This window comes from Amycolatopsis sp. Hca4, assembly GCF_013364075.1.
GTDB lineage: Bacteria > Actinomycetota > Actinomycetes > Mycobacteriales > Pseudonocardiaceae > Amycolatopsis.
The window spans coordinates 8,545,498-8,571,396 of record NZ_CP054925.1 but is presented as its reverse complement, the minus strand read 5'-3'; the positions used below and the strand labels follow the sequence as shown (position 1 = coordinate 8,571,396).

Annotated in this window: 21 protein-coding genes and 1 pseudogene; 4 read left to right on the top strand and 18 right to left on the bottom strand. The window is 73.1% G+C overall.

Translation table 11 applies throughout. The annotated features are described in order from the left end of the window. Nucleotides 1–166: 166 nt before the first annotated feature. The 4 genes from HUT10_RS39010 to nadA form a co-directional block, all read right to left on the bottom strand. On the bottom strand, nt 167–1,303 hold the full coding sequence (locus tag HUT10_RS39010) for a S8 family serine peptidase (protein WP_254897221.1): 1,137 nt from the start codon (nt 1,301–1,303) through the stop codon (nt 167–169). Nucleotides 1,304–1,391: 88 nt separating this feature from the next. Then, nucleotides 1,392–2,285 (bottom strand): carboxylating nicotinate-nucleotide diphosphorylase, encoded by an 894-nt coding sequence (nadC, locus tag HUT10_RS39005; protein ID WP_176175768.1) that lies wholly within the window; start codon nt 2,283–2,285, stop codon nt 1,392–1,394. Continuing rightward, nucleotides 2,282–3,925, bottom strand: coding sequence for an L-aspartate oxidase (locus HUT10_RS39000; protein WP_176175767.1), 1,644 nt, complete (start codon nt 3,923–3,925; stop codon nt 2,282–2,284). Before HUT10_RS39000 ends, nadC begins: the two co-directional genes overlap by 4 nt. Next, nucleotides 3,922–4,932 carry a quinolinate synthase NadA gene (gene nadA, locus HUT10_RS38995; protein ID WP_176175766.1) on the bottom strand — a complete coding sequence of 337 codons (1,011 nt, stop codon included), beginning with the start codon at nt 4,930–4,932 and terminating at the stop codon, nt 3,922–3,924. Before nadA ends, HUT10_RS39000 begins: the two co-directional genes overlap by 4 nt. A 113-nt stretch (nt 4,933–5,045) precedes the next feature. Between nadA and HUT10_RS38990 the strand changes: the two genes are divergently transcribed. Both HUT10_RS38990 and HUT10_RS38985 read left to right on the top strand, forming a co-directional pair. Continuing rightward, nucleotides 5,046–5,678, top strand: a complete 633-nt coding sequence (locus tag HUT10_RS38990; protein WP_176175765.1) for an NUDIX domain-containing protein — start codon at nt 5,046–5,048, stop codon at nt 5,676–5,678. 40 nt (nt 5,679–5,718) lie between these two features. Further along, nucleotides 5,719–6,435, top strand: a complete 717-nt coding sequence (locus HUT10_RS38985) for an LON peptidase substrate-binding domain-containing protein (protein ID WP_176175764.1) — start codon at nt 5,719–5,721, stop codon at nt 6,433–6,435. A 348-nt stretch (nt 6,436–6,783) separates the two neighbouring features. Here the strand turns inward: HUT10_RS38985 and HUT10_RS38980 are convergent, their stop codons facing one another. From HUT10_RS38980 to HUT10_RS38935, 10 genes are all read right to left on the bottom strand, one after another. Beyond that, complete coding sequence (locus HUT10_RS38980) at nt 6,784–7,806, bottom strand: M48 family metallopeptidase (protein ID WP_176175763.1); 1,023 nt, start codon at nt 7,804–7,806, stop codon at nt 6,784–6,786. Nucleotides 7,807–7,854: 48 nt separating this feature from the next. Then, the gene (locus HUT10_RS38975; protein WP_176175762.1) at nt 7,855–8,451 is read right to left on the bottom strand and encodes a DUF2567 domain-containing protein; all 597 of its coding nucleotides are present in this window, start codon (nt 8,449–8,451) and stop codon (nt 7,855–7,857) included. A gap of 239 nt (nt 8,452–8,690) precedes the next feature. Continuing rightward, the gene (locus tag HUT10_RS38970) at nt 8,691–8,894 is read right to left on the bottom strand and encodes a hypothetical protein (RefSeq protein WP_176175761.1); all 204 of its coding nucleotides are present in this window, start codon (nt 8,892–8,894) and stop codon (nt 8,691–8,693) included. Next, the gene (gene bioB, locus HUT10_RS38965; RefSeq protein WP_254897220.1) at nt 8,881–9,957 is read right to left on the bottom strand and encodes a biotin synthase BioB; all 1,077 of its coding nucleotides are present in this window, start codon (nt 9,955–9,957) and stop codon (nt 8,881–8,883) included. The genes HUT10_RS38970 and bioB overlap by 14 nt, the downstream gene beginning before the upstream one ends. 79 nt (nt 9,958–10,036) lie before the next feature. After that, the gene (bioD, locus tag HUT10_RS38960) at nt 10,037–10,762 is read right to left on the bottom strand and encodes a dethiobiotin synthase (RefSeq protein WP_254897219.1); all 726 of its coding nucleotides are present in this window, start codon (nt 10,760–10,762) and stop codon (nt 10,037–10,039) included. Nucleotides 10,763–10,864: 102 nt separating this feature from the next. Beyond that, nucleotides 10,865–13,048, bottom strand: coding sequence for a bifunctional SulP family inorganic anion transporter/carbonic anhydrase (locus HUT10_RS38955; RefSeq protein WP_176175760.1), 2,184 nt, complete (start codon nt 13,046–13,048; stop codon nt 10,865–10,867). A gap of 219 nt (nt 13,049–13,267) precedes the next feature. After that, the gene (locus HUT10_RS38950) at nt 13,268–15,499 is read right to left on the bottom strand and encodes a bifunctional SulP family inorganic anion transporter/carbonic anhydrase (protein ID WP_176175759.1); all 2,232 of its coding nucleotides are present in this window, start codon (nt 15,497–15,499) and stop codon (nt 13,268–13,270) included. A gap of 208 nt (nt 15,500–15,707) precedes the next feature. Further along, nucleotides 15,708–16,988, bottom strand: coding sequence for an adenosylmethionine--8-amino-7-oxononanoate transaminase (locus tag HUT10_RS38945; protein WP_176175758.1), 1,281 nt, complete (start codon nt 16,986–16,988; stop codon nt 15,708–15,710). 117 nt (nt 16,989–17,105) lie between these two features. Beyond that, complete coding sequence (locus HUT10_RS38940; RefSeq protein WP_176175757.1) at nt 17,106–18,317, bottom strand: cytochrome P450; 1,212 nt, start codon at nt 18,315–18,317, stop codon at nt 17,106–17,108. Between the two features lie 24 nt (nt 18,318–18,341). Continuing rightward, nucleotides 18,342–18,755, bottom strand: coding sequence for an SRPBCC domain-containing protein (locus HUT10_RS38935; protein ID WP_176175756.1), 414 nt, complete (start codon nt 18,753–18,755; stop codon nt 18,342–18,344). A 64-nt stretch (nt 18,756–18,819) separates the two neighbouring features. On the opposite strand from HUT10_RS38935, the gene HUT10_RS38930 reads away from it, so the two are divergent. After that, a complete protein-coding gene (locus HUT10_RS38930; RefSeq protein ID WP_176175755.1) occupies nt 18,820–19,434 on the top strand; it encodes a uridine kinase in 615 nt (204 codons plus the stop codon). An 80-nt stretch (nt 19,435–19,514) separates the two neighbouring features. Here the strand turns inward: HUT10_RS38930 and HUT10_RS38925 are convergent. From HUT10_RS38925 to HUT10_RS38910, 4 genes and pseudogenes are all read right to left on the bottom strand, one after another. Then, a pseudogene (locus HUT10_RS38925) lies at nt 19,515–20,671 on the bottom strand (glycosyltransferase family 4 protein). Nucleotides 20,672–20,736: 65 nt separating this feature from the next. After that, on the bottom strand, nt 20,737–21,792 hold the full coding sequence (locus HUT10_RS38920; RefSeq protein ID WP_176175754.1) for a C40 family peptidase: 1,056 nt from the start codon (nt 21,790–21,792) through the stop codon (nt 20,737–20,739). A 444-nt stretch (nt 21,793–22,236) separates the two neighbouring features. Continuing rightward, complete coding sequence (locus HUT10_RS38915) at nt 22,237–22,497, bottom strand: hypothetical protein (RefSeq protein WP_176175753.1); 261 nt, start codon at nt 22,495–22,497, stop codon at nt 22,237–22,239. A gap of 66 nt (nt 22,498–22,563) precedes the next feature. Then, nucleotides 22,564–23,961: an NYN domain-containing protein gene (locus HUT10_RS38910; protein WP_176175752.1), complete on the bottom strand. Its 1,398-nt coding sequence runs from the start codon at nt 23,959–23,961 to the stop codon at nt 22,564–22,566. Nucleotides 23,962–24,058: 97 nt separating this feature from the next. Between HUT10_RS38910 and HUT10_RS38905 the strand changes: the two genes are divergently transcribed. Then, a complete protein-coding gene (locus HUT10_RS38905; protein ID WP_176175751.1) occupies nt 24,059–25,762 on the top strand; it encodes a DEDD exonuclease domain-containing protein in 1,704 nt (567 codons plus the stop codon). Nucleotides 25,763–25,899: the final 137 nt, after the last annotated feature.

The window sequence follows — 25,899 nt, the reverse complement described above, 5'->3', positions numbered from 1 at the left end:
CCAGTCACGCGAGTTCGCCCGCCAATCACGCGAGATCCGCCCTCAATCACGCGAATCCCGTCCCCGATCACCGGAGCTCGTGTGCCCGAAGGGGTATCTCGCGTGACTGAGCGGGCATCACTCGTGATTGAAGGGGCATCACACGTGTTTGGAGGATCGACACGGGTTACGGGGTGAAGCGGGTGGGACGCCAGCCTCGACGGCGGGCGCGGCGGACCGCCGCCACCGTCACGCCGGCGGCCGCGGCCAAGGCGACCCCGGCCAGGGCGATCGTGCCCGCCGGGACGTCCGACGGGGGCGGTGCGGGAGCGGCGGCCGGGACCACCGCCGGGGCCGAGGCCGACGGCGGAACCGCACCGGGCGGCGGGACGTCGGCGGGCAGCGTCGAGGACACCGCCGCGTACGCGTCCAGGACTCCCCAGCCCAGCCGCGGGTCGTGTGCCCCGGACGGCGGGCGGTGGGCCGTCAACGTCAGGCGGGTGACGACCTGGTCGCCGGACAGCTCCGGGTGGTAGGCCCGCACCAGCGCCGCGACCCCGGCGACGTACCCCGCCGCGAGGCTCGGATCGGTCACCGGCCAGCGGTGCGCCGCCGCGCCGCCCGCGCCCGCCGATGTGCTCACCAGGTCCGCGCCCGGTGCCGCGACCCCGACGTAGTCCCCCGCTTCCGTCTGCACCGGCTCGCCCGCCTGGTTCACCGACCCCACGGCCAGTACCCCGGACGTCGCCGTCGGATAAGTCCGCGCGCCCTGCTGGGTCGCCGACGCCGCCGAGACGACCACCGCACCGGCGGACCGCGCCCGCGCCACCGCACCGGACAGCGCCGGGCTGTCGGCCGCCGCGGGCACGGCGACCAGGATCACGCTCGCGCGCCGGTCCACGGCCCGGTCGATCGCGTCGGCCAGCTGGCCCGGATCGCCGCCGTCGCCCGCCGTGTACCGGATCGGCAGCAGCCGCACGCCGGGCGCGACGCCGGCGAACGTCGTCGCCGGATCCGGCTGCGCGCCGACGATCCCGGCCGCGATCGTGCCGCGGCCGTCGCAGTCCGTGCGCTCGGTGCCGGCGCCGCCTTCGAGCTGGCCGGGCGCGAACTGCGCGTTCTGCGCGTCGACGCCGGTGCCGAGCACGGCCACCAGCTGGCCGTCGCCGCGGGTCAGCGGCCACAACCGCGCCGGGTCGACCAGGCGCTGGCCCCACGGGACCTCGCCGGTGTAGGTGCCGGACGGGTTCGCGCAGCCCTCCGCCGAAGCGGCCGGAGCCCCCAGCACGCCCGACGCCGTCAGAAGGCCTGCCACCGCGAGCACCGCCGGTAACCGCACCCGAACCCCCGAAGCCGAAAGACGGTGGCGGACAAGGAATTCCGCCACCGCCAGTCTAGCCGCCCGGCACGCCTCAGCGCAGGTCCATGCCGAGGTCCAACGCCGGCGAGGAGTGGGTCAGCCCGCCCACCGACAGGTAGTCCACACCGGACAGTGCGTACGCCCTACCACGGTCCAGGGTGAGCCCACCAGAGGATTCCAGCCGCGTCTTCGGCGAAACCTCGTCGCGGCGCGCCACCGCCCGGCGGCACTGCTCGGGCGTGAAGTTGTCCAGCAGCACCTCGTCCGCCCCGGCGGCCAGCGCTTCGTCCAGCTGGTCGAGCGTGTCGACCTCGACCTCGCAGGCCAGTTCCGGCGCGTGCGCACGGGCCGCGGCCAGCGCCGCGGTCACCGAACCCGCCGCGACGACGTGGTTGTCCTTGATCAGCACCGCGTCACCGAGTCCCAGCCGGTGGTTGACCCCGCCGCCGCAGCGGACGGCGTACTTCTGCAGCAGCCGCAGCCCCGGCAGCGTCTTGCGGGAGTCGCGGATCGCGCACCCGGTACCGTCCACTTCGGACACCCAGGCGGCGGTCGCGGTGGCGACGCCGGAGAGGTGGCACAGCAGGTTCAGCGCCGTGCGCTCGGCGGTGAGCAGCCCGCGCACCGGACCGGCCAGCACCAGCGCCGGTTCCCCGGCGACCAGCCGGTCACCGTCTTCGCGCCGGGCCAGCACCTCGTACCCGTCGCCGAGGACCATGTCGAACACCGCGAGCGCCACCGGCAGCCCGGCGACGACGCCGTCGACGCGCGGGGTCAGCTCGGCGACCGCGGCCGCGTCCGCGGGCACCGTCGAGGCCGTCGTCGCGTCCGGCCCGTACCGCAGGTCCTCGCCCAGCGCCGTGGTGACCACGCGCTCGACGTCGTCGACGTCCAGCCCGGCGGCCGCGACCAGCCGGCGGACGGTGTCGGAGATCGGGAACGTCATGCCACGCCCTCCAGGGGGATCGGGTCGGCCAGCACGGGCTGGCCGGAGGGGCTGAGCCGGATCAGCTGGCTGCGCCGCCAGGCGTCGTCACGGTCCGGGAAGTCGGTCCGCACGTGGCAGCCCCGCGACTCGGTGCGCCGGACGGCCGCGGCGAGCATCGCCTGCGCCACCACGGTCAGCGCCGCGTCCTCGACCGCCGCGTGCGTCCACAACGGAGTGTCCGAAAGGGAGAGATCGAGCACCGAACCGGCGGCCGCCAGCCCGTCGGCGTCCCGGCCGATGGCCGCGTACCGGCTCATCACGCGCTGCAGCGAGTCGCGTTCCGCCGCGGGCGCGGTGGTCCACGACGGCAGGCGCCCGCGCGCCGGGTCGGCCAGCAGCCCGGCCGCGAGGTCCGCCGCGACGGCCTCCGCCACGCGCTGCCCGACGACCAGCCCTTCGAGCAGGCTGTTGGACGCCAGCCGGTTCGCACCGTGCAGCCCGGTGCGCGCGACCTCGCCGGCCGCGTACAGCCCGGCCACGGACGAGCGACCGGCCACAGTGGTCACGATGCCACCGCACGAGAAGTGCGCCGCCGGGGTCACCGGAATCGGGTCGACGGCCGGGTCGAGACCCAGCGCCGCGCACGCCCCGAACACCGTAGGGAACCGCTGCGCGAACCCCTCGATGCCGGTCGCGTCCAGGAAGACGTGGTCGTCGATGCCGCCCGGCGCGGTGAGCATCCGCCGCGTGATCGCCGCCGAGACGACGTCACGCGGGGCGAGGTCGCCGAGCGGGTGCACACCCCGCATCACCGGCAGGCCGGCGCCGTCGACCAGTGTCGCCCCCTCGCCGCGCACCGCTTCGGTGACCAGCGGGCAGCGGCCGCGGGCGCCCGGCGTGTAGAGCACGGTCGGGTGGAACTGGACGAACTCGATGTCCGCCACCGTCGCACCGGCCCGCAGCGCGAGGGCGATGCCGTCGCCGGTGGCGATCTCCGGGTTCGACGTCGCCTGGTAGAGCTGCCCGAGGCCGCCGCTGGCCACCAGCACGGCCGGCGCGCGGACGACGCCGGGTACGCCGTGGTGGTCCAGCACCGTGACGCCGGCGACCCGGCCGCCGGGCGTGCGCAGCGCGTCGACGGCGATGTGGTGCTCCAGCACCGGCACCCCCGTCTGCCCGGCCTGCGCGACCAGCGCGCGTTCGACCTCGGCGCCGGTCGCGTCGCCACCGGCGTGGATGACGCGGAAGGCGCTGTGCCCGCCTTCGCGGGCCCGCGCGAGCAGGCCGGACGCCGCAGCGTCGAACTGCGCGCCGTCGGCCCGCAGCCGGGCCACCGCGGCCGGCCCGCCGTCGAGGATCGAGCGCACCGCCGCCTCGTCGCACAGGCCGGCGCCGGCGGTGAACGTGTCTTCCGCGTGCCTGGCGACCGAGTCGTCGAGGTCGTGCTCGTTCTCCATGACCACGGCGACGCCGCCCTGGGCCCAGCGCGTGTTGCCGTCCGCAACGGCGGCCTTGGTGATCACCAGGACGTGCAGCCCGAGGGCCTGCGCCCGCAGCGCCGCGGTCAGCCCCGCGACGCCGCTGCCGATCACGACCAGGTCGGCGCGTGCTTCCCAGACCGGAGTTTTCGCCCGTGGGTCATTAACCGGCGTGGTCATTCGCCGCCGCCGGGCTGCCCGATTTCGATCATCCGCTGCACCGAGGCCTTCGCGCGGGCGGCCGTCTCGAGGTCGACGTGGACCTCGTCGAGACCGTCGCGCAGGCAGCGCAGCAGCGCCGCGGGCGTGATCATCTTCATGTACCGGCAGGACGCCCGGTCGTTCACCGCGCGGAAGTCGATGCCCGGCGCGGCCTTGCGGAGCTGGTGGATCATGCCGATCTCGGTGGCCACCAGCACGGTCTTGGCGCGCGTGTCGCGGGCCTCGTGGACCATGTCCCCGGTGGACAGGATCTTGACCCGGTCGGGCGCCACGGCACCCTCGCCGGCCAGGTAGAGCGCCGAGGTCGCGCAGCCGCACTCGGGGTGGATGAACAGGTCGGCGTCCGGCTCCTCGGCCGCGCGCGCGGCCAGCTCGGCGCCGTTGATGCCGGCGTGGACGTGGCACTCCCCGGCCCAGATGTGCATGTTCTCCCGGCCGGTGACGCGCTTGACGTGGGCGCCGAGGAACTGGTCCGGCAGGAAGAGAACTTCCTGGTCAGCGGGGATGGAGGCGACGACGTCCACGGCGTTCGATGACGTGCAGCAGATGTCGGTTTCGGCCTTCACCTCGGCCGTGGTGTTGACGTAGGAGACGACCACCGCGCCCGGGTGCTCGGCCTTCCAGGCCCGCAGCTCGGCGCCGGTGATGGAGTCGGCCAGCGAGCAGCCGGCCCGCGCGTCCGGGATCAGGACGGTCTTCTCCGGGGCGAGGATCTTCGCGGTCTCGGCCATGAAGTGCACGCCGCAGAAGACGATGGTGGACGCGTCGCTGCTCGCCGCGATGCGGCTGAGCGCGAGGGAGTCGCCGGTGTGGTCGGCGATGTCCTGGATCTCCGGGACCTGGTAGTTGTGCGCGAGCAGGACCGCGTCGCGCTGCTTCGCCAGGCGCCGCACCTCCTCCGCCCAGGCCGCGTTCGCCTCGACCCCGCCGTAGGGGGTGAGGTCCTGATCGAGCGTCGAAGTCATGGTTGGCCCTCCTGGACCGATCTCCGGTTTTCGCCTTACAATCGAAAACCGTGCGAAGTCATCTTAACACCCAGGCCCCCTTGGTCCACGAGGTTTTGGGCGCGGTCCTTCAAGTGCGCTCGGACACACTGCGGGTGCTGTTGTGGCGCCGCGCGCTCGACCCGCACCTGGGCCGCTGGTCGCTGCCGGGCGGCCGGCTGCGGCTCGACGAGGACGTCGAGACGTCGATCCGGCGCCAGCTCGCCGAGAAGGTGGACGTCCGCCAGCTCAAGCACGTCGAGCAGCTCGCGGTGTTCAGCGCGCCGGACCGCGTCCCGGGGCCGCGGGTGGTGGCGACGGCGTTCCTCGGCCTGGTCCCGTCCGACGTCGACCCGGAGGTGCCGGAGGACACGGAGTGGCACGACGTCGCTTCGCTGCCGCGGACGGCGTTCGACCACGAGGCGATCGTGCTGCGCGCCCGCGACCGGCTGCGGTCGAAGCTGTCCTACACCAACCTGGGGTTCGCACTGGCACCCGACGAGTTCACGATTTCCGCGTTGCGCGGGCTGTATTCGGCAGCGTTGGGTTACCGGGTCTCGGCGACCAACCTGCAGCGGGTGCTGTCGCGGCGCGGGCTGCTGGTGCCGACGGGGCACACGGCGCCGCCGGGCCGCTCGGGCGGGCGTCCGGCGGCACTGTTCTCCTTCGGCGGCAAGGGCATGCAGATCACGGATCCGTTCGCGGTGTTCAAGCCGCCATCGAGGTGACCGTGCTGCGCCAACGGCGTTCTCCCTTTACCGTGGACGCGTGACCGAGCCGGAACCGGATAGTGACGCGACGACGACGATCCTGCCGTTGTTCCCGCTACAGACCGTGCTGCTGCCGGGCACCAAGCTTCCGCTGCACATCTTCGAACCGCGGTACCGGCAGCTGACGGCGGACCTGGTGAGCGGCACGGTGCCGGGCCGCGAGTTCGGCGTGGTCGCACTGCGGTCGTCGCTGACCCGCGAAGTACGTGGTCTGGACCAGTTGTACGAAGTGGGCTGCAGCACGGTGTTGCGCGAGGCCAAGCGCCTGCCGGACGGCCGGTTCGATGTGGTGACGGAGGCCAAGCGCCGCTTCCGCCTGCACGACCTCGACTGCGTGTCGGCCCCGTACCTGATCGCCTCGGTGGAGTGGGTCGACGACGCCCCACCGGCCCCGTCCGGCGGCATGGCGGAGCGCTTGGCGACGGTCGCCCGCGCGGCCCACCAGCGCTACTGCGAAACGGCTTGGCGCAGCGACGATTGGCACGCCCCACCCCCGGAGACGGACATGGCCGAGCTGGCGTACGTGCTGGCGGCGGACTGCCTGCTGCCACTGGAGGACCGCCAGAGACTGCTGGAGGAACGCCACCCGCTGCGCCGGCTGCGGATCGCCTGCCGGCTGCTGACGCGGGAGGCGGGGTTCTTGAACACGCTGGGTGCGGTGCCGCTGCCGCCGGGCGAACTGACGGACCTGAGCCGGCCGGCCAGCTTGAACTGACCCGAACCACTGGAGATTCCCGGGGTGCGATGTCCGGGGAAGTTGGTCAGCAGGGTGGCCGGCGGCTTGACGCCGGTTGCGCTGTGGGATCGATGGTGAGCGCAGAAGGGCAGGCGGCCCGGTGGAAGCGCTCGATCTCGCCCCTTGTGCGAGGCCGAGGCCCCACTGGAGATACCCCACCCATCCCTGGGGGCTGACCCCGGTCCAGTCTATCGCCCACCCCCGACGCAGCCGGCGGAACAGCCCCATCCCGGCCCGGTTGTCCACACCCGGGCCGGCTTGGGGACAACCGCCCCGGACCTTGAGGACAACCGCCCCGAACCCGGGGACAACCGCCCCCGAACCGCGTCAGGAACCGTTGCCGAACTTGTTCCACACCTTGCCCGCCGCGCCCGAAACCGCCTCCCCGACGTCGCTGAACACCTTCGTCAGCGGGTCCGTCGACGAGTTCCACGATTCCTTGTACGCCTGGGCCGCCGACTTCAGGTCGTCCTTCCAGTCCGACGAAGGCGTGTCCGAATCCCGCCGCGCGTAGTCGCCCGCCAGGATCGCCCGGTAGTCCTCCGAAGCCGCCCACTTCTGCAGCTGGGCCGCGCGGACCACCGCGAACGGGTGGGACTCCGTCTCGACCGACTTGAGCTTGAGGAAGCTGTCGCGGATGTCCTCGACCGACTCGTACTCCGCGGCCTGCTGCAGGAACGACGGGACGTCGATGCGGGCCGGGTCGATGCCGCCCGCCACCTGGATCTGGGCGCGCAGCGCCGCCGTCGGGTTCTGGCTGCACAGCAGCCCCGCCCGGTCGCACGACAGCTCCGCCTTGCGGAACCACTCGCGCAGCGCCGCGACGATCGCGCGGATGCCGAGCGCGCTGACCGGCGTCCAGGACATCGCCAGCTGCAGGCTGATCAGGCGCACCATGATCGTGCGGTACACCGCGTGCCCGGACAGCACGTGCCCCATTTCGTGCCCGATCACGAACCGCAGTGACTCCAGGTTCATCAGCTCGACGAGCCCGGTGCTGATCGCGATGAACGGCTCGTCCATGCCGACCGTCTGCGCCTGGATCTGCGCGTTCTGGAAGACGAACAGGTTCGGCACCGCGGGCAGGTCCAGCGTCTCGGCGCACTCGTGGCGCAGCCGGTCGAGCTCCGGGTACTGCTTCGGCCCGACGCGGATCGACGACGCCAGCGCCATCAGCCGCTCGCCGCGCTCGTTGTAGAAGCCCGACACGGCCTTGACGACCTGGGCGAAGCCCGGCACCGCGCGCAGCGTGGCGAGCGCGCCGCGGTCCACCGGGTGCTCGTACGCGCGCGGGCTGATGCCGGGAAAACGGACGGCGTTGTGCCGCGAAACTTCGATGTCCTCGGTCACTTCTGGTTCCCCCCTGTAGGTGACGGGCACCACTTTAGGGGAAAGCGATCAGCCGAGGCGGCGGCCCAGGTCGTCGCGGCCGTTCCAGGTGGTGAGCAGGGTGTACGCGATCGAGACGCCGAGCGGGCCGGTCAGGAGCACCCACCACGACTCCAGCCGCGGCGCCAGCTCGATCACCGCGCCCAGCGCGGGCGGGGAGTCGATGGCGTAGTGGCTGTTGGCCCAGCCGACGCCGAGCAGCATGGCCAGCGCGCCGGCGAGGGCGACGCCGAGCACCGCGGCGAGGAACACCACCGGCCCGCGGCGTTCGCGCAGCAGCCAGACGACGACGCCGCTGACGATCCCGATGCCGAGCAGGAGGAACCCGAACACGGCCAGGTCGTCGAAGCGGTGCCAGCTCTCCAGCTCCAGCGCGCCCTGGGTGCCGTCGGCGGCGACGATGCGCACCCGCTCCGGCGGCGCGAGCCGCGACCACGCGAAGGCGAGCGGGAAGCTCAGCAGGGTGAGGACACCGAGCACGCTGACGGCGGGCAGCAGGTCGGCCTTGACGACCACGCGCGGCCGCCGTTCCCGGAACAGCACGGGCACCGACCACGGCCCGGCCACGGCCGACGGCCGGTGCGCCGGCCCCGACGACTCACTCACCCGGACTCCTTCCTGAACGTGCCCACCGAGCGTAACCGGTCGACGCGGGAGCGACGTGAGCCGCTCGCCCGTGTCGCCCCGGCCGCGGATGAACGATCTGGTTAGTTCAACTGCGGCCAGCACCCACGCAATGAACGATCCGGTCCGTCCACGGCCGCCACACCCGCGCAATGAACGATCCAGTTCGTCCAGCCACGGCCAGCACGCCCGCGCAATGAACGATCCGGTCCGTTACCCCGTCAGCCGCTCGCCGTCTTGCCGTGGCGGCTGCACCGGGCGGTCCAGCCGAGCGGGCTCACCTGGACCACCAGCCGGCGCGCGCAGAACGTGCAGTACCGCGGCGGCTCCAAAGCCGTCCGCGGGTTGTGGCACGCCGGGTGGTCCGCCCCACCCGGCGATTCCTGTCCACAGTGGACGCAGAAGGCACTCTCAGAGGCTGTCACTGAGCGCCTTGATCGGCATCTTGAGCTCGTCCAGCATCTCCAGGTCCGCCGAAGCAGGCCGGCCGAGGTTGGTCAGGTAGTTGCCGACGATGATCGCGTTGATCCCGCCCAGCATGCCCTGCTCCGCGCCCAGGTCGCCCAGGGTCAGCTCGCGGCCGCCGGCGAAACGCAGCATCGTGCGCGGCATCGCGAGCCGGAACGCCGCCACCGTCCGCAGCGCGTCGCGGCCCTCGACGATCTCGTAGTGCTCGTACGGCGTGCCCGGCTGCGGGATGAGGAAGTTCATCGGCACCTCGTGCGGGTTCAGCTCCGCCAGCTGCACGGCGAACTCGGCGCGCTGCTCGACCGTCTCCCCCATGCCGATGATGCCGCCGCAGCAGACCTCCATGCCCGCGTCGGCGACCATCCGCAGCGTGTCCCAGCGCTCTTCCCACGTGTGCGTCGTGACCACCGACGGGAAGTGCGACCGCGCCGTCTCGAGGTTGTGGTTGTAGCGGTGCACACCCATGTCGACGAGCTCGTCGACCTGCTCCTGCGTCAGCATGCCCAGGGAGCAGGCGATCTGGATGTCGTTGCCGTCCTCCCGGATCGCGCGGACGCCTTCGCGGACCTGCGAGAGCAGCCGCTTGTCCGGGCCACGGACGGCGGCGACGATGCAGAACTCCGTCGCGCCGGTCTCGGCGGTCTGGCGGGCGGCCTTGACCAGGTTCGGGATGTCGAGCCACGCCGAGCGCACCGGCGTCGGGAAGCGGCCGGACTGGGAGCAGAAGTGGCAGTCCTCGGGGCAGCCGCCGGTCTTGAGGCTGATGATGCCCTCGACCTCGACCTCGGGCCCGCACCAGCGCATCCGCACCTCGTGCGCCAGTGCGAGGAGGTCGGGCAGGCGGTCATCCGGCAGCCGCAGCACGTCGAGGACCTGCTGTTCGTTCAGGCCGACGCCGTTTTCTAGGACCTGCTCGCGCGCGCGGGCCAGCAGGCTTTCCGGGGGCTCCGGGTGGCGGAGCCCCCGGCCCGGGGCGGAGCCCCGGCTGTCACTGACGTCGGTGTCCGGGACTGCGGTCACGGCGGGCTCCTTGATCGAGGTGGTGCGGCAAACGTCCCTCATCGTGCACGAAGCGGCGTCGAGGGGACAGCGATGCAGGTCACTTCCCGGCGGACGCGCACCCGGCGAAGAGCTCGGGGTCGAATTCGCCGCCGAACCACGGCGAGAGCCCGGCCCGCGCCGCGGCCAGGAAGTCCTCCCGGGAGGCCTGGCCGATGTCGGCGGGCAGCACGCCGAGCAGGGGCGCGCCCGCCGCGACCGGCAGGTCTTCGAGGTTGGACAGCGCCGCGAGGTCGGGTTCGGCAGGCCAGGCTCCGATGATGACGCCGGCGACGGTCAGCCCCCGCTTGGTGGCGACCTCGGCGGTGAGCGCGGTGGCGTTGAGCGTGCCGAGGCCGGCCTCGGCCACGATGATCACGAGCGAGCCGAGCGACCAGGCGACGTCGGCGAGGCTCGCCCCGGCGCTGTCGAAGCGCACCAGCAGCCCGCCCGCGCCCTCGATGAGGGTGAGGTCGTGCGCGGTGTCGAGGTCGGACGCGGCCCGGGCGATCTCGCCGGGGTCGAGCGTCGGCAGGCCGCTGCGCCGGGCGGCGGCCTCTGGCGAGAGCGGATCGGGGTACCGCCGCAGCTCGCGGGTGGTGACGTCCGGCCCGGCGAGGCGGACGACGTCCTGGAGGTCACCCGGCTCGTCGGGGCGCACCCCGGTCTGGGCCGGCTTCAGCACGGCCACCCGCTGTCCCCCGGCCACCGCCAGGGCCGCGATCGCCGCCGTGGTGATCGTCTTGCCGACCCCGGTCCCGGTCCCCGTCATCACCAGCATCGTCACGGACTATCAACTTAGTGACTCCGGGCCCGGTCGCGCACGCGGCCCGTGATCGGAGGCGAGCCGGGCCCGCGGTGACGGACCCGGCTCGGACCTCCGCCGGTGTCAGGCGCCCGGCACCGCCACCGGTGCCCCGGCCGGGCGGAACGTGCGCTCCGCCGCGTCGAACAGGTACACCTGGGCGTCGCCGACGTGGAAGTACATGCCGGTCAGCTGCAGTTTCCCGGCCGACTCGGCCGCCGCCACCGCCGGGTACTCGCGCAGGTGTTCCAGCTGCTGCAGGACGTTGTGCAGCGCCAGCCGGTCACCCTCGCGGTCCGGGACCGCGCCGTCGAGCGTCGCCGAGCCCAGCCGGTGGGCGCTCGGCTCCGCGTACCGCAGCCAGGCCGACAGCGGCCCCGGCGGCGGGCCGTCGGCCAGTGCGGCCATCGCGCCGCAGCTCGAGTGGCCGCACACCACGATCTCCTCGACGCCGAGGACGCCCACCGCGTACTCGATCGACGCGTTCATCGACGCGTCGGCCTGCCCCGGCGGCACCAGGTTGCCGATGTTGCGGATGGTGAACAGGTCACCGGGCCCGCTGGTGGTGATCAGGTTCGGCACGATCCGGGAGTCGCCGCAGGTGATGAACAGCGTGCGCGGGCGCTGGCCGTCGGCCAGCCCGGACAGGGTGTCCTTCAGCAGCGGCGCGGCCCGGCGGTGGAATTCCGTGGCGCCGCGGCGGGTCTGCTGGGCCGGGATCTCGACGCCTTCCGCGGCCTGCCACTCCGACCACGGCGCCAGCCAGCGCGGCACGGCCCGGCTCGCGGCGATCCGGGACCGCGTCGGGCGGCCCGCCTTGCCCTCGCCGAACCACGGGTGGCCGACCTCGTCGACCTCCACCGTGCCGCCGGCCCGCTCGTGCGCCTGCTGCCAGGTGTGCAGGCTCTCGAACGCGGCGTGGTCCAGGTAGTCGACGACCAGCTCCAGCCGGACGGTGACCCCGCTCGGGACGGTCCCGAGCACCTTCGACAGCCGCGGCACCGACAGGAATGTCAGGACGCCTTCGACCACGACGCGCCAGTCGTCACCCTCCCTCTCGACGTGGATGCCCGACCAGACCGTGCGGCGCAGCATCAGCACCACCGCCAAGCCGATGCCGGCCAGCACGCCGGTGAGCAGGTCGAACACCACGACGCCGCCGAGGGTCAGCAGGTACACCGGCAGGTCGCCGTGGGCCAGCACGGTCTTCATGTGCCCGGGGTTGACCAGCTTCGCGCCGACGTGCACCAGCAGCCCGGCCAGCGCGGCCAGCGGGATGCTCTCGATCAGCCCGGCGAGCAGGACGACGAACAGCAGCACCCAGACGCCGTGCAGCACCGCCGACACGCGGGACTTCGCGCCGGAGGCGACGTTCGTGGAGCTGCGGACGATGACGCCGGTGACGGGCAGGCCGCCCAGCGCGCCGGAGAGCATGTTGGCCGCGCCCTGGCCGACCAGTTCGCGGTCGAGGTTGGCGCGCGGCCCGGTGTGCATCTTGTCGACCGCGACCGCCGAGAGCAGGCTCTCCACGCTGGCGATCAGCGCGATGGTGACGACGGCGAGCGCGAACCCGCCCCAGCCGCCGTCGGGCAGCTGCGGGACGAGGTGGACGTTCAGCAGGTCGCCGGGCAGGTCGACGCGCGGGAGCGTCATCCCGAACGCGACCGACACCACCGTGGCCGCCGCGATCGCGGCGAGCGGCCCCGGCACCTTGCGGACGGCGGCCGGCAGTTTCGGCCAGACGAGCAGGATCGCGATGGTGAGCAGGCCGACGATGGCGGCGGAGTCGTGGTGGGCGACGATCTGGGCGGGCAGCTCGGCGATGTTCTCGATCGCCGAGCTCTGGGCCTTGCCGCCGAGGATGACGTGCAGCTGGCCGAGCACGATCGTGACGCCGATGCCGGCCAGCATGCCGTGCACGATCGCCGGCGAGATGGCCAGCGCGGCCCGCGCGATGCGGCTCAGCCCCAGCAGGATCTGGCAGGCGCCGGCGGCGACGGTGATCGCGCAGGTGACGGCCCACCCGAACGTCTGGATGGTTTCGGCCATGACCACGGTCAGGCCGGCGGCGGGCCCGCTCACCTGGAGCGCGGAGCCGCCGAGCGCACCGGCCACGATGCCGCCGACGACGGCGGCGACGAGCCCGGCGGCGACCGGGGCACCCGAGGCGAGGGCGATGCCGAGGGACAGGGGGACGGCTACGAGGAAGACGACCAGTGAGGCCGGCAGGTCGTGGCGGAGCACGGCGAGGGGTCTCATGATCGCCATGCAACCGGAAATCGAGTGAAATGTCCGCTATGCACCACCCGATCGAGTGAACAACTGGCGTTAATTCACCCTTTTGTCACAAATCGGACATCGCGTTAACGCGACGGTAACGCACATCCACCTCTCGCATGACAGATAAAACCGTGCCTGTACAAGGGTTTCCGGCGCCGGACACGGCGAAGGCCGCTTCCGGGGACCCGGAAGCGGCCTTCGGGCGGATCAGTGCTCCAGCGCACCCGCGGGGACGAACCCGCGCGCCGCATCGTCCAAAAGGGACACCTGGGCCGCGCCGACGTCGAAGTACATCCCGGTGAGCCGCAGCGCGCCCCGCTCCAGGGCCGCCGCGACCACCGGGTAGCCGCGCAGGGTTTCCAGCTGCTGCACGACGTTCTGCAGCGCCAGCTGGTCGGCCTCGGCGGCCGGGCGCTCGCCGTCGAGCAGCAGCGGGGCCTCGCGGCTGCGGCGCCGGAGCGTCGCCTGGCCGTGGCGCAGCCAGCTGCCGAGCTGGTCGAGCCCGGCCGGGGCCTGGCCGAGCAACGCCTTCATCGCGCCGCAGGAGGAGTGCCCGCACACCACGATTTCGGCGACTCCGAGTACCCCGACGGCGTACTCGATCGCCGCGCCGACCGACGAGTCGGTGCCGTCGGACGGCGGCACCAGGTTCCCGATGTTCCGCACGGTGAACAGGTCACCCGGCCCGCTGGTGGTGATGAGGTTCGGCACGATCCGCGCGTCGCCGCAGGTGATGAACAGCGTGTGCGGCTGCTGGCCGTGCGCCAGGCCGTCCCAGGTCTCGCGCAGCAGCGGCGCGGTGCGGCGCTGGAACTCCGAAGCGCCGCGGCACAGCAGCGAGCTGGCCGTGCGCTGGGCGGGCAGCACGACGTGCTCGGCCTGCCACTGCGACCACGGCGCGAGCCACCGCGGCACGACCCGCGCGGCGACGCTGCGGCGCACGGTCGGCTCCCCCGCCCGGCCGCGTCCGAACCACGGGTGCCCGATCTCGTCGACGGTGACCGGGCCGGCGTGCGCCTGCTGCCAGCCGCGCAGGCAGTCGAACGCGGCGTGGTCGAGGTAGTCGACAAGCAGTTCGAGGGTGACCTCGGCGTGCGGCGGCACCCCGGCGAGCACGCGGGTCAGCCGCGGCACGGACAGGAACGTCAGCGCCCCTTCGATGACGACGCGGTGGCGGTCGCCGTCCTGTTCGACGTGGATGCCGGAGAAGATCATCCGCCGCAGCATCAGCGCCAGCGCCAGCAGGATCCCCGCCGCGACCCCGGTGAGCAGGTTGACCGCCACCGCGCCGGCCAGCGTGACGACGTAGACCGGCAGGTCGCCGTGCCGGCGGACCTCCTTGAGCCCGTTGAGGTTCACCAGCTTCGTGCCGACGTACACCAGCAACGCGGCCAGCGCCGCCAGCGGGATCAGCCGCAGCACGCCGGTGAGCAGCAGGCACGCGGCGAGGATCCAGACGCAGTGCAGGATCGCCGACGTCCGGGTGCGCGCGCCCGCCTCGTAGTTGGTCATGCTGCGCACGATGACGCCGGTGACCGGGAACCCGCCGAGCGCGCCGGCGGCGACGTTCGCCGCGCCCTGCCCGATCAGCTCGCGGTCGAGGTCGGTGCGCCGTCCGCCGCGGAGCTTGTCCACCGACACGGCGGACAGCAGGCTCTCCAGGCCGGCGATGAGCGCGATGGTGAGCGCGGCGGTGGCGAAGCTGCCCCAGCCGCCGTCCGGCAGCCGCGGCACGACGTGCAGTGCGGGCAGCCCGGCCGGGAGGTCCACGCGGGGCAGGCTCATCCCGGCCACGAGGGACAGGCCGGTCGCCAGCGCGACGGCGGCCAGCGGCGCGGGCACGCGGCGGACGGCCTGCGGCAGCCGCGGCCAGGCCAGCAGGACGCCGAGGGTGACGACGCCGATCAGCACGGCCTGGTCGTGGTGCGCGGCGATCTGCTTCGGCAGCGCCAGGACGTTGGCCAGCGCGGAACCCCGCGCCGAACCGCCGAGGACGACGTGCAGCTGGCCGAGCACGAGCGTGACGCCGATGCCGGCGAGCAGCCCGTGCACGATGGCGGGCGACACGGCGAGCGCGGCGCGGGCCAGCCGCGTCAGGCCGAAGAGGATCTGGAGCAGGCCCGCGGCGACGGTGATCGCGCACGTGACGGGCCAGCCGTGGGTGGCGATCGTGTCGGCCAGCACCACGGTGAGGGCGGCGGACGGACCGCTGACCTGCAGCGGCGATCCGCCGAGGAGGCTCGCGACCAGCCCGCCGACGACGGCGGAGATCAGGCCGGACAGCAGCGGCGCCCCGGCGGCGAAGGCCACGCCGAGGGACAGGGGGACGGCGACGAGGAAGACGACGATCGACGCGAGGAAGTCGTGCTTGAGGTTCTCCAGGTGCTCGGAGGGCTTGGGGGGTCCGGTGTCGTGCTCGCCACGAACGATCTCGATCATGGGGGCAGGATCGCCGAAACCGGGCGAAAAGTCCGCTACGCAAGCATTTCTCGCGTTCGTCCGGGTACAGGGCGGACCGGGTTTCCCGGCTCCTTCACACTTACCGCCTCGACCGTTCGCGTGGTTTCGACCAGGCACTGCCACGCAGTGCGACGATGAGGGAACTTCGGGTCTCGGTGTGCCGGTGGTCACACCCGATGTGCTGAAATCACGCCTTTTCGGCGACCGCGAGCATCGCGCGGGTGATCACGGCGAGGTCGTCGGCCGTCGAAACGTAGGGCGGCATGGCGTAGACGAGGTCCCGGAACGGCCGCAGCCAGGCCCCCTGCGCGGTGACGACGTCCGTGGCGGTCGCCATGTCGACGGGGTGGTCGAGCTGCAGCACGCCGATCCCGCCCAGCACCCGCACGTCGACGACCGAGGGCAGGTCGCGGGCGGGGGCCAGGCCGTCGAGGAGGGCCTTCTCGATCCGGGCGACGTCGCTGCGCCAGCTGCCGTCGGCGAGCAGGCCGAGGGAGGCGTTGGCGACGGCGGACGCGAGCGGGTTGCCCATGAAGGTGGGGCCGTGCGCGAGAACCGGCAGCTCGCCCTGCGCGATCCCGGCGGCGACCTCCGGGGTGCACAGCGCGGCGGCCAGGCTGAGGTAGCCGCCGGTGAGGGCCTTGCCGACGCACATGACGTCCGGGGTGACGCCGGCGTGCTCGGCGGCGAACAGGGCGCCGGTGCGGCCGAACCCGGTGGCGATCTCGTCGAAGACGAGGAGGACGTCGTGGGCCTCGGTGAGTTCCCGCAGGGCACGCAGGTAGCCGGGGTGGTGGAACCGCATGCCCCCGGCGCCCTGCACGACGGGCTCGACGATGACGGCGGCGAGCTCGTCCCGGTGCCGCTCGATCCCGGCGGCCAGGACGTCCACATAGGACGGATCGGGCGGGGTGTCGAATCCGGACGGTGGCGCGGGCACGAAGACCTGTTCGGGCAGGACACCGCGCCACAGCGCGTGCATGCCGCCTTCGGGGTCGCAGACGCTCATCGGGGTGAAGGTGTCGCCGTGGTAGCCGCCGCGCCAGGTGAGCAGCTTGTGCTTCCCGGTGCGCCCGCGGGAACGCTGGTACTGCAGGCACATCTTGACGGCGACCTCGACGGAGACCGAGCCGGAGTCGCAGAGGAAGACGTGCTCCAGCCCCTCGGGACTGACGTCGACCAGGGTCTTGGCCAGGGTGATGGCCGGTTCGTGGGTCAGGCCGCCGAACATGACGTGGCTCATCCGCCCGGCCTGCGCGGCCAGGGCGGCGTCGAGCACGGGGTGCCGGTAACCGTGGACGGCGGACCACCACGAGGACATCCCGTCGACGAGCTCCCGCCCGTCGGCCAGCGTCAGCCGGACGCCGCTCGCTTCGGTGACCAGCAACGACGGCACCTTCGCGGGCATGGGCGCGTAGGGGTGCCAGACGTGCCGGGCGTCGAGGGCGAGCAGGTCGGCGGAGTCCATCCTCGAATTAAAACAGTGGCGCGAAGCGCCTCCGTTGAGGGTGGTGGCGGGGAGGAAGGCGGATAAACAGTGGTGCGAAGCGCCTCCGTTGAGGGTGGCCCACGACACGGCCCGGCCTCACAACCGGACCGGCAGCGCCTCCAACCCGTGGACCAGCGAGCTGGTCCGGTACACCAGCTCCTCCGGCTGCGCGGCCAAGGCCAGGTCGGGGAACCGCTCCAGCAGCCCGCCGATCGCGATCTCCGCCTCGAGCCGGGCCAGCGGCGCCCCCACGCAGTAGTGGATGCCGTGGCCGAAGGCCAGGTGGCCGCCCGCCGCGCGGGTGACGTCCAGCTTGTCCGGCTCCGGGTACCGCTCCGCGTCCCGGTTCGCGCCCAGGAGCGAGACCAGCACGAACTCGCCCGCCGGGATGGTCACCCCGGACACCTCCACCGGCTCCGCGGTGAACCGCAGCGTGGCCAGGTGGATCGGGCCGTCGAAGCGGAGGAACTCCTCCACCGCGCCCGGCAGCAGCGCCGGCTCCGCGCGCAGCCGGGCCAGCTGCTCCGGCTCGCGCAGCAGCGCCAGCACGCCGTTGGCGATCAGGTTGACCGTCGTCTCGTGGCCGGCCACCAGCAGCAGGAACGCCATCGACACCAGCTCGGGCTCGGACAGCGAATCGCCGTCGTCACTGGCGTGCACCAGATCGGAGAGCAGGTCCTCGGCCGGCTCGGCGCGCTTCTGGGCGATCAGGTCCGTCAGGTACGCGAACATGCTCGCCGCCGCCGCCTGCATCTGCTCCGGGCTCCTCGCCGCGCTCAGCAACGTCTTGGACCAGCCCGAGAACTCCGCGCGGTCCTCCTCGCGCACGCCGAGCAGCTCGCAGATCACCGTGATCGGCAGCGGAGCGGCGAACGAGGTCACCAGGTCGGCCCGCTCCTGCCCGGCCAGCCCGTCGAGCAGCTCGTCGGTGATCTCCTGCACCCGCGGCCGCAGCCGGGCCACGGTCCGCGCGGTGAACGCCTTGTTCACCAGCTTCCGCAGCCGCGTGTGGTCCGGCGGGTCGGAGTTGAGCATGTGCCAGCTCAGGTCCTGGCCCAGGCCGTTCTGCAGGGACTCCGGCGGCAGCTTCGCCTCGAACAGCTCCCGGATGCCCTGGCTGTTCTTCTGCAGCCGCGGATCCGACAGCAGCGCCCGCGCCTCGGCGAACCCGGTCACCACGTAGGCCGGCAGCCCACGCGGTGGCAGCCGCACCCGGCGCACCGGGCCGCCGCCGCGCAGCATTTCCGAGAACAAGTGCGCGTCCTGGGCGAAGTCGTCCTTCACCTCGAGGATTTCGTCGGTCGTCATCTCCGGCCCCCAGCACTCACGGCGTCAGCGCTCGGCGAGTGCCGTCACGACGCGTTCGGTCACGTCCTGCCAGTATGCCCGCTGTTCCTCGCGTTCTTCCGCGCCCGCAAGCCATTCCTGGTGGAACCGCAGCGTCGTCTTCGCCCCCGAGCCGCTCAGCCGCACCTGCACGGTCGAGTCGTGGTCCCAGTCGCTCGGCCGCCAGGTGAGCCGCACCCGGTCGCCGTCGACGAAGCTGCGGATCTCGCCCACCGTGCCGTTCGCCGTTTCGTACTCCGCGCCCGTTTCCTTCGGCAGCTCGACACCGGGACCGAGCCAGATCGCCACGCCCTCGCGGCTGACCAGGAAGTCCCACACCGCGCCGGCGGGGTACGGCAGGGTCCGGGAAACGCCGATGTTCCACCCGGCGTCGGCCGTCTTCCCCGTTGAAGAAGTCATGCGCGCATCCTCGCAAAGGGGTACGACAAAACCGGCGGGTGGCCCGGGTGGAGGATGGGAACCCGTGCGCTACCGCCCGATCTCCCCCGCTGTCCTCGCCGAGGAGCTCACCGACCGCATCGACGCGCTCACCGGGCCGCGGCTCGCGGTGGCCGTCGACGGCGCGGCGGGCGCGACCGCCACCGCGGAACTGGCCGACGCCCTGGTCGATCCGCTGCGCCTGCGCGGCCGCGCGACCCTGCGCGTGTCGGCGGGCGACTTCCTGCGCCCCGCGTCCCTGCGCTTCGAACACGGCCGCACGAACCCCGACGCCCGCTACACCGACTGGCTCGACCTCGGCGCCCTCCGCCGCGAAGTCCTGGAGCCGCTCAAGGGATCGGGCGAGGTCCTGCCGTCCCTGTGGGACGCCGGCCGCGACCGCGCGACCCGCGCGGAGCGGGTGCCGCTGCCCGAAGGCGCGGTCGTGCTCCTCGACGGCGAGCTGCTGCTGGGCGCCGGGCTGGCCTTCGACCTGGCCGTGCACCTGTGGCTCTCCCCCGCCGCCCTGCGCCGCCGCGTGCCGGACACCTGGGCGATCCCAGCCTACGAGCGCTACGAGGAGGAGGCGGACCCGAGCTCGCTCGCCGACGTCGTCGTGCGCGTCGACGACCCGCGGCACCCGGCGCTCTACACGCCCTAGTCGTGGTGCCGGGGGGGACGCGGTCCCGAGTAGAGGAGCGACGGCGCCGGCTCGCCCGGACTCCCGCCGAAGCTCCACACCTAGCGGACGACGGCCACCGGATCGCCGTCCAGCAGGCCGGACAGCCGCTGCGCCATCACGTCCCAGCGCCAGTTCGCCGTCACCCACTCCCGGCCGGCCTGGCCCATCCGGCGGGCGCGCACCGGGTCGGCCAGCAGGCTGGCCAGCGTCTCGGCGAGCTGGGTCACGTCCCGGCCGTCGACCACGTGCCCGGTGACCTCGTCGAGCACCGCCTCCGGTGCCCCGCCGGAGTTGCCCGCCACCACCGGCAGCCCGGTCGCCGAGGCCTCCAGGTAGACGATGCCGAGCCCCTCGACGTCGAGGCCCTTGCCACGGGTGCGCGCGGGCATCGCGAAGACGTCGCCCGCCGCGTAGTGCGCGGGGAGCTCGGCCCACGGCACCGAACCGGTGAGCACGACGTCGCGGTCCAGGCCCAGCCCGGTGACCAGCTCGGTGAGCTTCTTCCGGTACGGGCCGCCGCCGACGATCAGCAGGGCCGCGTCCGGCACGCGCTCGCGGATCGCGGGCAGCGCGCGGATCAGCTGGTCCTGGCCCTTGCGCGGGACCAGCCGGGACACGCAGACGACGGTCGGCCGGTCGCCGAGGCCGTGCCGGGCGCGGATCTCCGCCCGCCCGGCCGAGTCCGGCCGGTACACCGCGGTGTCGACCCCGGACGGCAGCAGCTCCAGCCCCGCCATCGGCCCGAACGCCGCGGCGAAGCGGGCGCGGGTGTACCGGCTGACGTAGGTGACGACGTCGTGGTGTCGCCGATGCGCCGCAGCGCCTGCCGCGAAGCCGGCAGCATCGACCAGCCGACCTCGTGGCCGTGCGTCGAGGCGACGACGCGGCGCGCCCCGGCCCGGCGCAGCGGGTGCCCGAGCAGGGCCAGCGGCGCCGCCGCCCCGAACCAGACGGCTTCGCAGTCCCGCGCCCGCATGATCTGCTTCGCCCGGCGGAGCACGTCCGGCGTCGGCAGCATCAGCGACGTCGGGTGCCGGACGACCTCGAACGGCGCTGCGGCGTCGAACTGCTCGTGCGACCCCGTCCGCGACTCCCACGCAGGCGCGTAGACGACCAGGTCGTCCGACGGCAGCCGGGTGGCGAGGGAGTTCAGGTAGTTCTGGATCCCCCCGGGCCGAGGCGGGAAGTCGTTGGTCACCAGCAGGGTCTTGAGCACGCCCCAGAGGCTAACGGCGAAGGGGCGGTACCGCGTGTGCGGTACCGCCCCTCCGACCGGTGGGGCTACGCCGTCGGGCGGCGCGCTCCCGAGTACTGGCTCTGCAGCGGCGAGATCTTCACGACGTCACCGGTGTCGGGCGCGTGGACCATCTTGCCGTCGCCGATGTACATGCCGACGTGCGAAACGGGCGAGTAGAAGAACACCAGGTCGCCGGGCTGGAGCTGGTCCCGCGGCACCGCGGCGCCGAAGGTGGACTGCTCGCGGCTGGTCCGCGGCAGGGTGATGCCGGCCTGGCCGTAGGCCCACGACGTCAGGCCCGAGCAGTCGAACTTGTTCGGGCCGGTGGCGCCGTACACGTACGGGCTGCCGAGCTTGCTCAGCGCCGCGTCGACCGCCGCCTGTGCGGCCGCGGTCGGGGCCTTGATGTTGGTGGGCGCGGACCCGCCGCGGTCCTTCTGAGCGGCCTTGTCCGCCGTGCTGAGGTTCTTGTTGGCCGCCTCGAGCTGGTCGATCTGGTCCTGCAGGTTCTTCTGCTTGGCCTCGATGTCCTGGGTCAGCTTGGCCGCGGCGTCCCGCGCGTCCTGAGCGCGCTTCGCGGCGTCACTGGCCTTGGCGGCCGCGTCGGTGGCCTGCTGGACGGCGCCGGTGAGGTTGCCCATCGCGGTGTTCTTGCCGGTCGCGATGATCTCCAGCGCCGAGGAGCGGTCGAGGAAGTCCTGCGTGGACGTGCCCGCCAGCAGCGCCGACAGCTTGTTCAGCTGGACACCGCTGGTGAAGGACGCACCGGCGAACTTGTCGACCTCGGTCTGGTACTTCTTCTGGCTCTCCGACGCCGTGGCGGCTTGCTGCTTCGCCGCGTTGACGTCGCCGGTGGCCTTGTCGAGCTCGGCCTGCTTCTTCTTCAGGTCGTCCTGGGCCGAAAGCAGGTCTTCGTTGAGCTTCTCGGCCTGTGCCGCGAGGTCGCGGTACTTGGCAAGGGCGTCGGAGCCGGTGGGCGGGGTCTGGAGCACGGGGACGGGGGCGGCGGTGGCCGACGGCTGCGCCACGGTGACGAGGGTGATCACCGAGGCCGCGGCGAGGGCACCTGAAACCACGCGCCTGAGGGAATGCGACTGCACGGTCGCGCGGGTCTCCTTCGGTCTCGGCCGCCGACGGGGACCGGGGCACGAAGAGGCCGGGGAGTTCCTCTTCACCGCTGTCCCACCCACCACGCGCCCGATCCGTGCGCTTTGGACATGCACGAGCCGCAACAGGTGAAGCACGCGGTGGTGGTTCCGGTTCCCAGCTTCCCGACAAAGCTGCGTCCGGCGGCGATCCCGCGTCGCCGTCTCCGCAGACGGCCGGGGGCCACGAGATCTCGGACAGGTTACGAAAAGAGCGCCACCACGTCCACCACCTCGCCGCCAAAAACGCTGAGTGACGCCGCTGAACACCATCGGACCAGGGCGGGAGCCACCATGTGATGGGCGTTACACGCTGGGGTTTCTCCGGAGCGCTTTTCGACTACCGACCGTTCACCGATTCAATCGACCATTCGGCGCGCCGCCACGAATCGGTGGAAATCAGGCGGTGCGCCGGACCGGTTGTTCTTCGACCAGCCTCAGGTGCGGCACCATGCCGGCTTCGGCCAGCGCGTCGATCGCCCGCCGCTCGTCCGCGTCCCACACGACCTCGGGTGGCGCGCCGAGCAGCACGCTCACCACGCAGTCGTGACAGGAGATGCCGCGCACGACGCAGCGGTCGCAATCGACCACCAGGTTCTCGATGTCCGATACGGCGATGTGCGAGACGTCCACTTCGGACAGCTCGGGGGTGTCGCCCATGTGGTCCTCCTCACGTCGGAACTGACTGGGGAGAACGGTAGGCGCCACCACCGACAATTTCGGGCGTCAGACCCTCGACAGGCGGCTGACCAGCACCGATGACGGCGTCGGGTGGGCGCCGCGGCCCCGCACCGAGTCCGCGACCGCGCGGTCGGACGTCGCGACGACCATCGGCCGCCCGGCGGGCTCGGCGGCGACGAGGTTGCGGATGACGTCGTCGGCCAGCACCCCGCGGTCGGAGAAGAGCACCCGCACCCCGCGCGGCACCGAGGCGGGCACCGACAGCACGCCCGCCCCGTCGAACACCACGGTGACCTCGGCGGACGTGCGCGCGGCGAGGGCCTGGAGCTGGTGGATCAGCCGGTCGCGCTGGTCGGCCAGCGCGAGTTCCGGGTAGCCGGTCTTGGTGACGTTGTAGCCGTCGACGATCAGGTGCACGTTGGGCAGCGCCAGGTAGCGGTCCAGGGTGGACACGTCGGCGATCTTGCCGCCCTGGCCGGTGCCGGAGCTGGCGCCCCGCACCATGTCCGCCGGGCGGGCGCCGCGCGCGCCGAGGGCGAGCTCGCGGCGGAGGCCGGTGACGGCGCCGTCGATGGTGTCGATGAGCAGGGCGAGCCGCACCTCGTCGGCCTGCCGGGCCTCGCGCGCGGACTGGCGGGCGATCTCGGCGTCGGCGACCGCGCGCTCGGCACGGGCGCGTTCCCCGGCGACGCGCTGGCGTTCGCGCTCCAGCTGGCTGGTCAGCGCGGCGATCTCGTCGTGATGGGCCGAGGACCCGCGCTCGGCGTCGGCGGCTGCCGCTTCGGCCGCGTCACGGGCCTGGCGCAGCTGGACGCCTTGTTCGCGCAGGCGCTTCAGGAGCTTCTCGACTTCGCCCTCGCGCTCGCCGCGGACGTTTTCGGCGGCCTGTTTCGCTTCGGCGAGTTCGGCGCGGACCTGGGCGAGCTCGGCTTCGAGCCGCTGGTTGCGGGCCAGCGCGGCGTCGCGCTCGGCGCGCAGGGCGTTTTCCTCGGCGTTGCGGGCGACCAGCCGGACGCGCCCGGTGGCCCCGGACTCGCCGAGCAGGACGGCGGCGGCCGCCGCGGCGACGGAGTCGGTGGCGTTGGGGTCCAGCGCGTCGGTGCGGTGCTCGCGCAGCCACTCGATGACCGCGGTCCGGAACTGCGACGAGTCGCCCAGGGCCGCGAGCAGGGCGGCGCCGCCGAGCTTGGCGCGCTTGGCCGGGGCGAACTTGGCGACCGGCCGCAGCTGGCGGGGCACGTCGGTGGCCGGCAGCTTGGCGACGGCGGCCGCGGCGAGCTCGGCGATGCGGTCGCGGACCGGTTCGGGCAGGGCGGGCCAGGTGGCGGGGTCGGGGTGTCCGGCCTGGTCAGCGGGCTCCTCGGCCGGCTCGGGGCGCGACACGACGCCCGAGGGACCCACGGGGTCCTCCGGCGGCTCCGGCACGAGCGGCTGCGGGTGCATTGGTCCAGGGTAGGCCCCGCCCCCGCATCCCGCCCCGCGCACCACACGGACCGGCCACGCGCGGAAACTGTCGGTGGTCGCCCCTAAAGTCCCGCACATGCGTTCGGTCCAGGCTCAGCTCGCGTTCGACGAGCTCGGAACTCCCTTGCGGGACACCACTTTCGTCGTCTTCGACCTCGAAACGACCGGGGCCCCGCCGGGGCCGTCCGGGATCACCGAGATCGGCGCGGTGAAGGTGCGCGGGGGCGAGGTGCTCGGCGAGTTCGCGACGCTGGTGAACCCGGGCACGCCGATCCCGCCCCAGATCGTCTCACTGACCGGGATCACGCAGGCCATGGTCTACGACGCGCCGCCGATCGAGGAGGTGCTGCCGGCGTTCCTCGAGTTCGTCGGGGGTGCGGTGCTGGTGGCGCACAACTCCGGGTTCGACACCTCGCACATGCGGGCGGCGTGCGAGGGCCACGGGTACGTCTGGCCGAAGCTGACGGTGGTGTGCACGGTCCGGCTGGCCCGGCGGGTGGTGCCGCGCGACGAGGTCGGGCGGTACAACCTGACGGCGCTGGCGCTGCTGTTCGGCGCGCGCACGCGCCCGACGCACCGGGCGCTGGACGACGCGCGGGCGACGGTCGACGTCCTGCACGGCCTGCTGGAGCGGGTCGGCAACCTGGGCGTGCACTCGCTCGAGGAGCTGATGGGGTACCTGCCGGAGGTGACCGTCGCCCAGCGGGCGAAGCGGCACCTGGCGGCGGACCTGCCGTCGGCACCGGGCGTCTACCTGTTCAAGGGGCCGAAGGACGAGGTCCTGTACGTCGGCACGGCGAAGGACCTGCGGCGGCGGGTGCGCACGTACTTCACGGGTTCGGAGAACCGCAGCCGGATCCGGGAGATGGTCGCGCTGGCCGAGCGCGTCGACCACGTGGTGTGCGCGCACGCGCTGGAGGCGGAGGTGCGCGAGCTGCGGCTGATCGCGGCGCACCGGCCGGCGTACAACCGGCGGTCGAAGAACCGGCACCAGGGCTGGTGGATCGGCCTGACGGACGAGGCGTTCCCCCGGCTGTCGGTCGTCCGGCTGCCGCGGCCGGGGGTGCTGGGCCCGTTCCGCAACCAGGCGGACGCCCGCACGACGGCCGACACCCTGGCCGGGGCGTCGGGGCTGCGGACGTGCACCCAGCGGATCTCGCCGAGGTCGGCGAACGGCACCCCGTGCGTGCTGGCGGAGCTGGGGCGATGCGGAGCACCGTGTGCGGGGCGCCAGAGCGTGGAGGCGTACGGCCCGGCGGTCGAGTCGGTGTCGGGCCTGATCGCGGGCCGGGACGGCACCCCGCTCCACACGGCGGCGGCGCACCTGGAGCGCCTGGCGGAGGGCAGGCACTACGAGCAGGCGGCCCGCCACCGCGACGAACTGGCCGGGCTCATCCGGGCGTTGGGCCGGGCGCACCGGCAGTCATCGCTGGCGGCGATCGGCGAGCTGATCGCGGCCGCCCCGGACGGCGCGGGCGGCTGGGAGCTGTCGGTGATCAGGTACGGCCGCCTCGCCTCGGCGGGCGTGGCCCGGCGGGGGGTGCCGCCGATGCCGGTGGTGGAGGCACTGGTGGCGTCGGCGGAGACGGTGCTGCCGGAGCCGGGGCCGTTGCACGGAGCCCCGCCGGAGGAGGTGGGGGTCCTGCTGCGCTGGCTGGCCCGCCCGGGGGTCCGGCTGGTCCGCACCACCCGCCCGTGGGCCGAGCCCGCGGCGGTCGCGGGCTGGCGGAGCTGGCTCGACCTGGTCGCCGACGCCCACTCCCTCGAACACATCCACTGACCCCAGCCCCAGCCCCGGAACAGTCGGCCCGGGTACCCGGAGAGTCGGCCCGCGTACCCGGAAGGTCGGCCCGCGTACCCAGAGGGTCGGCCTGCGTACCCGGAGGGTCGGCCCGCGTGCCGGGAGAGTCGGCCGTC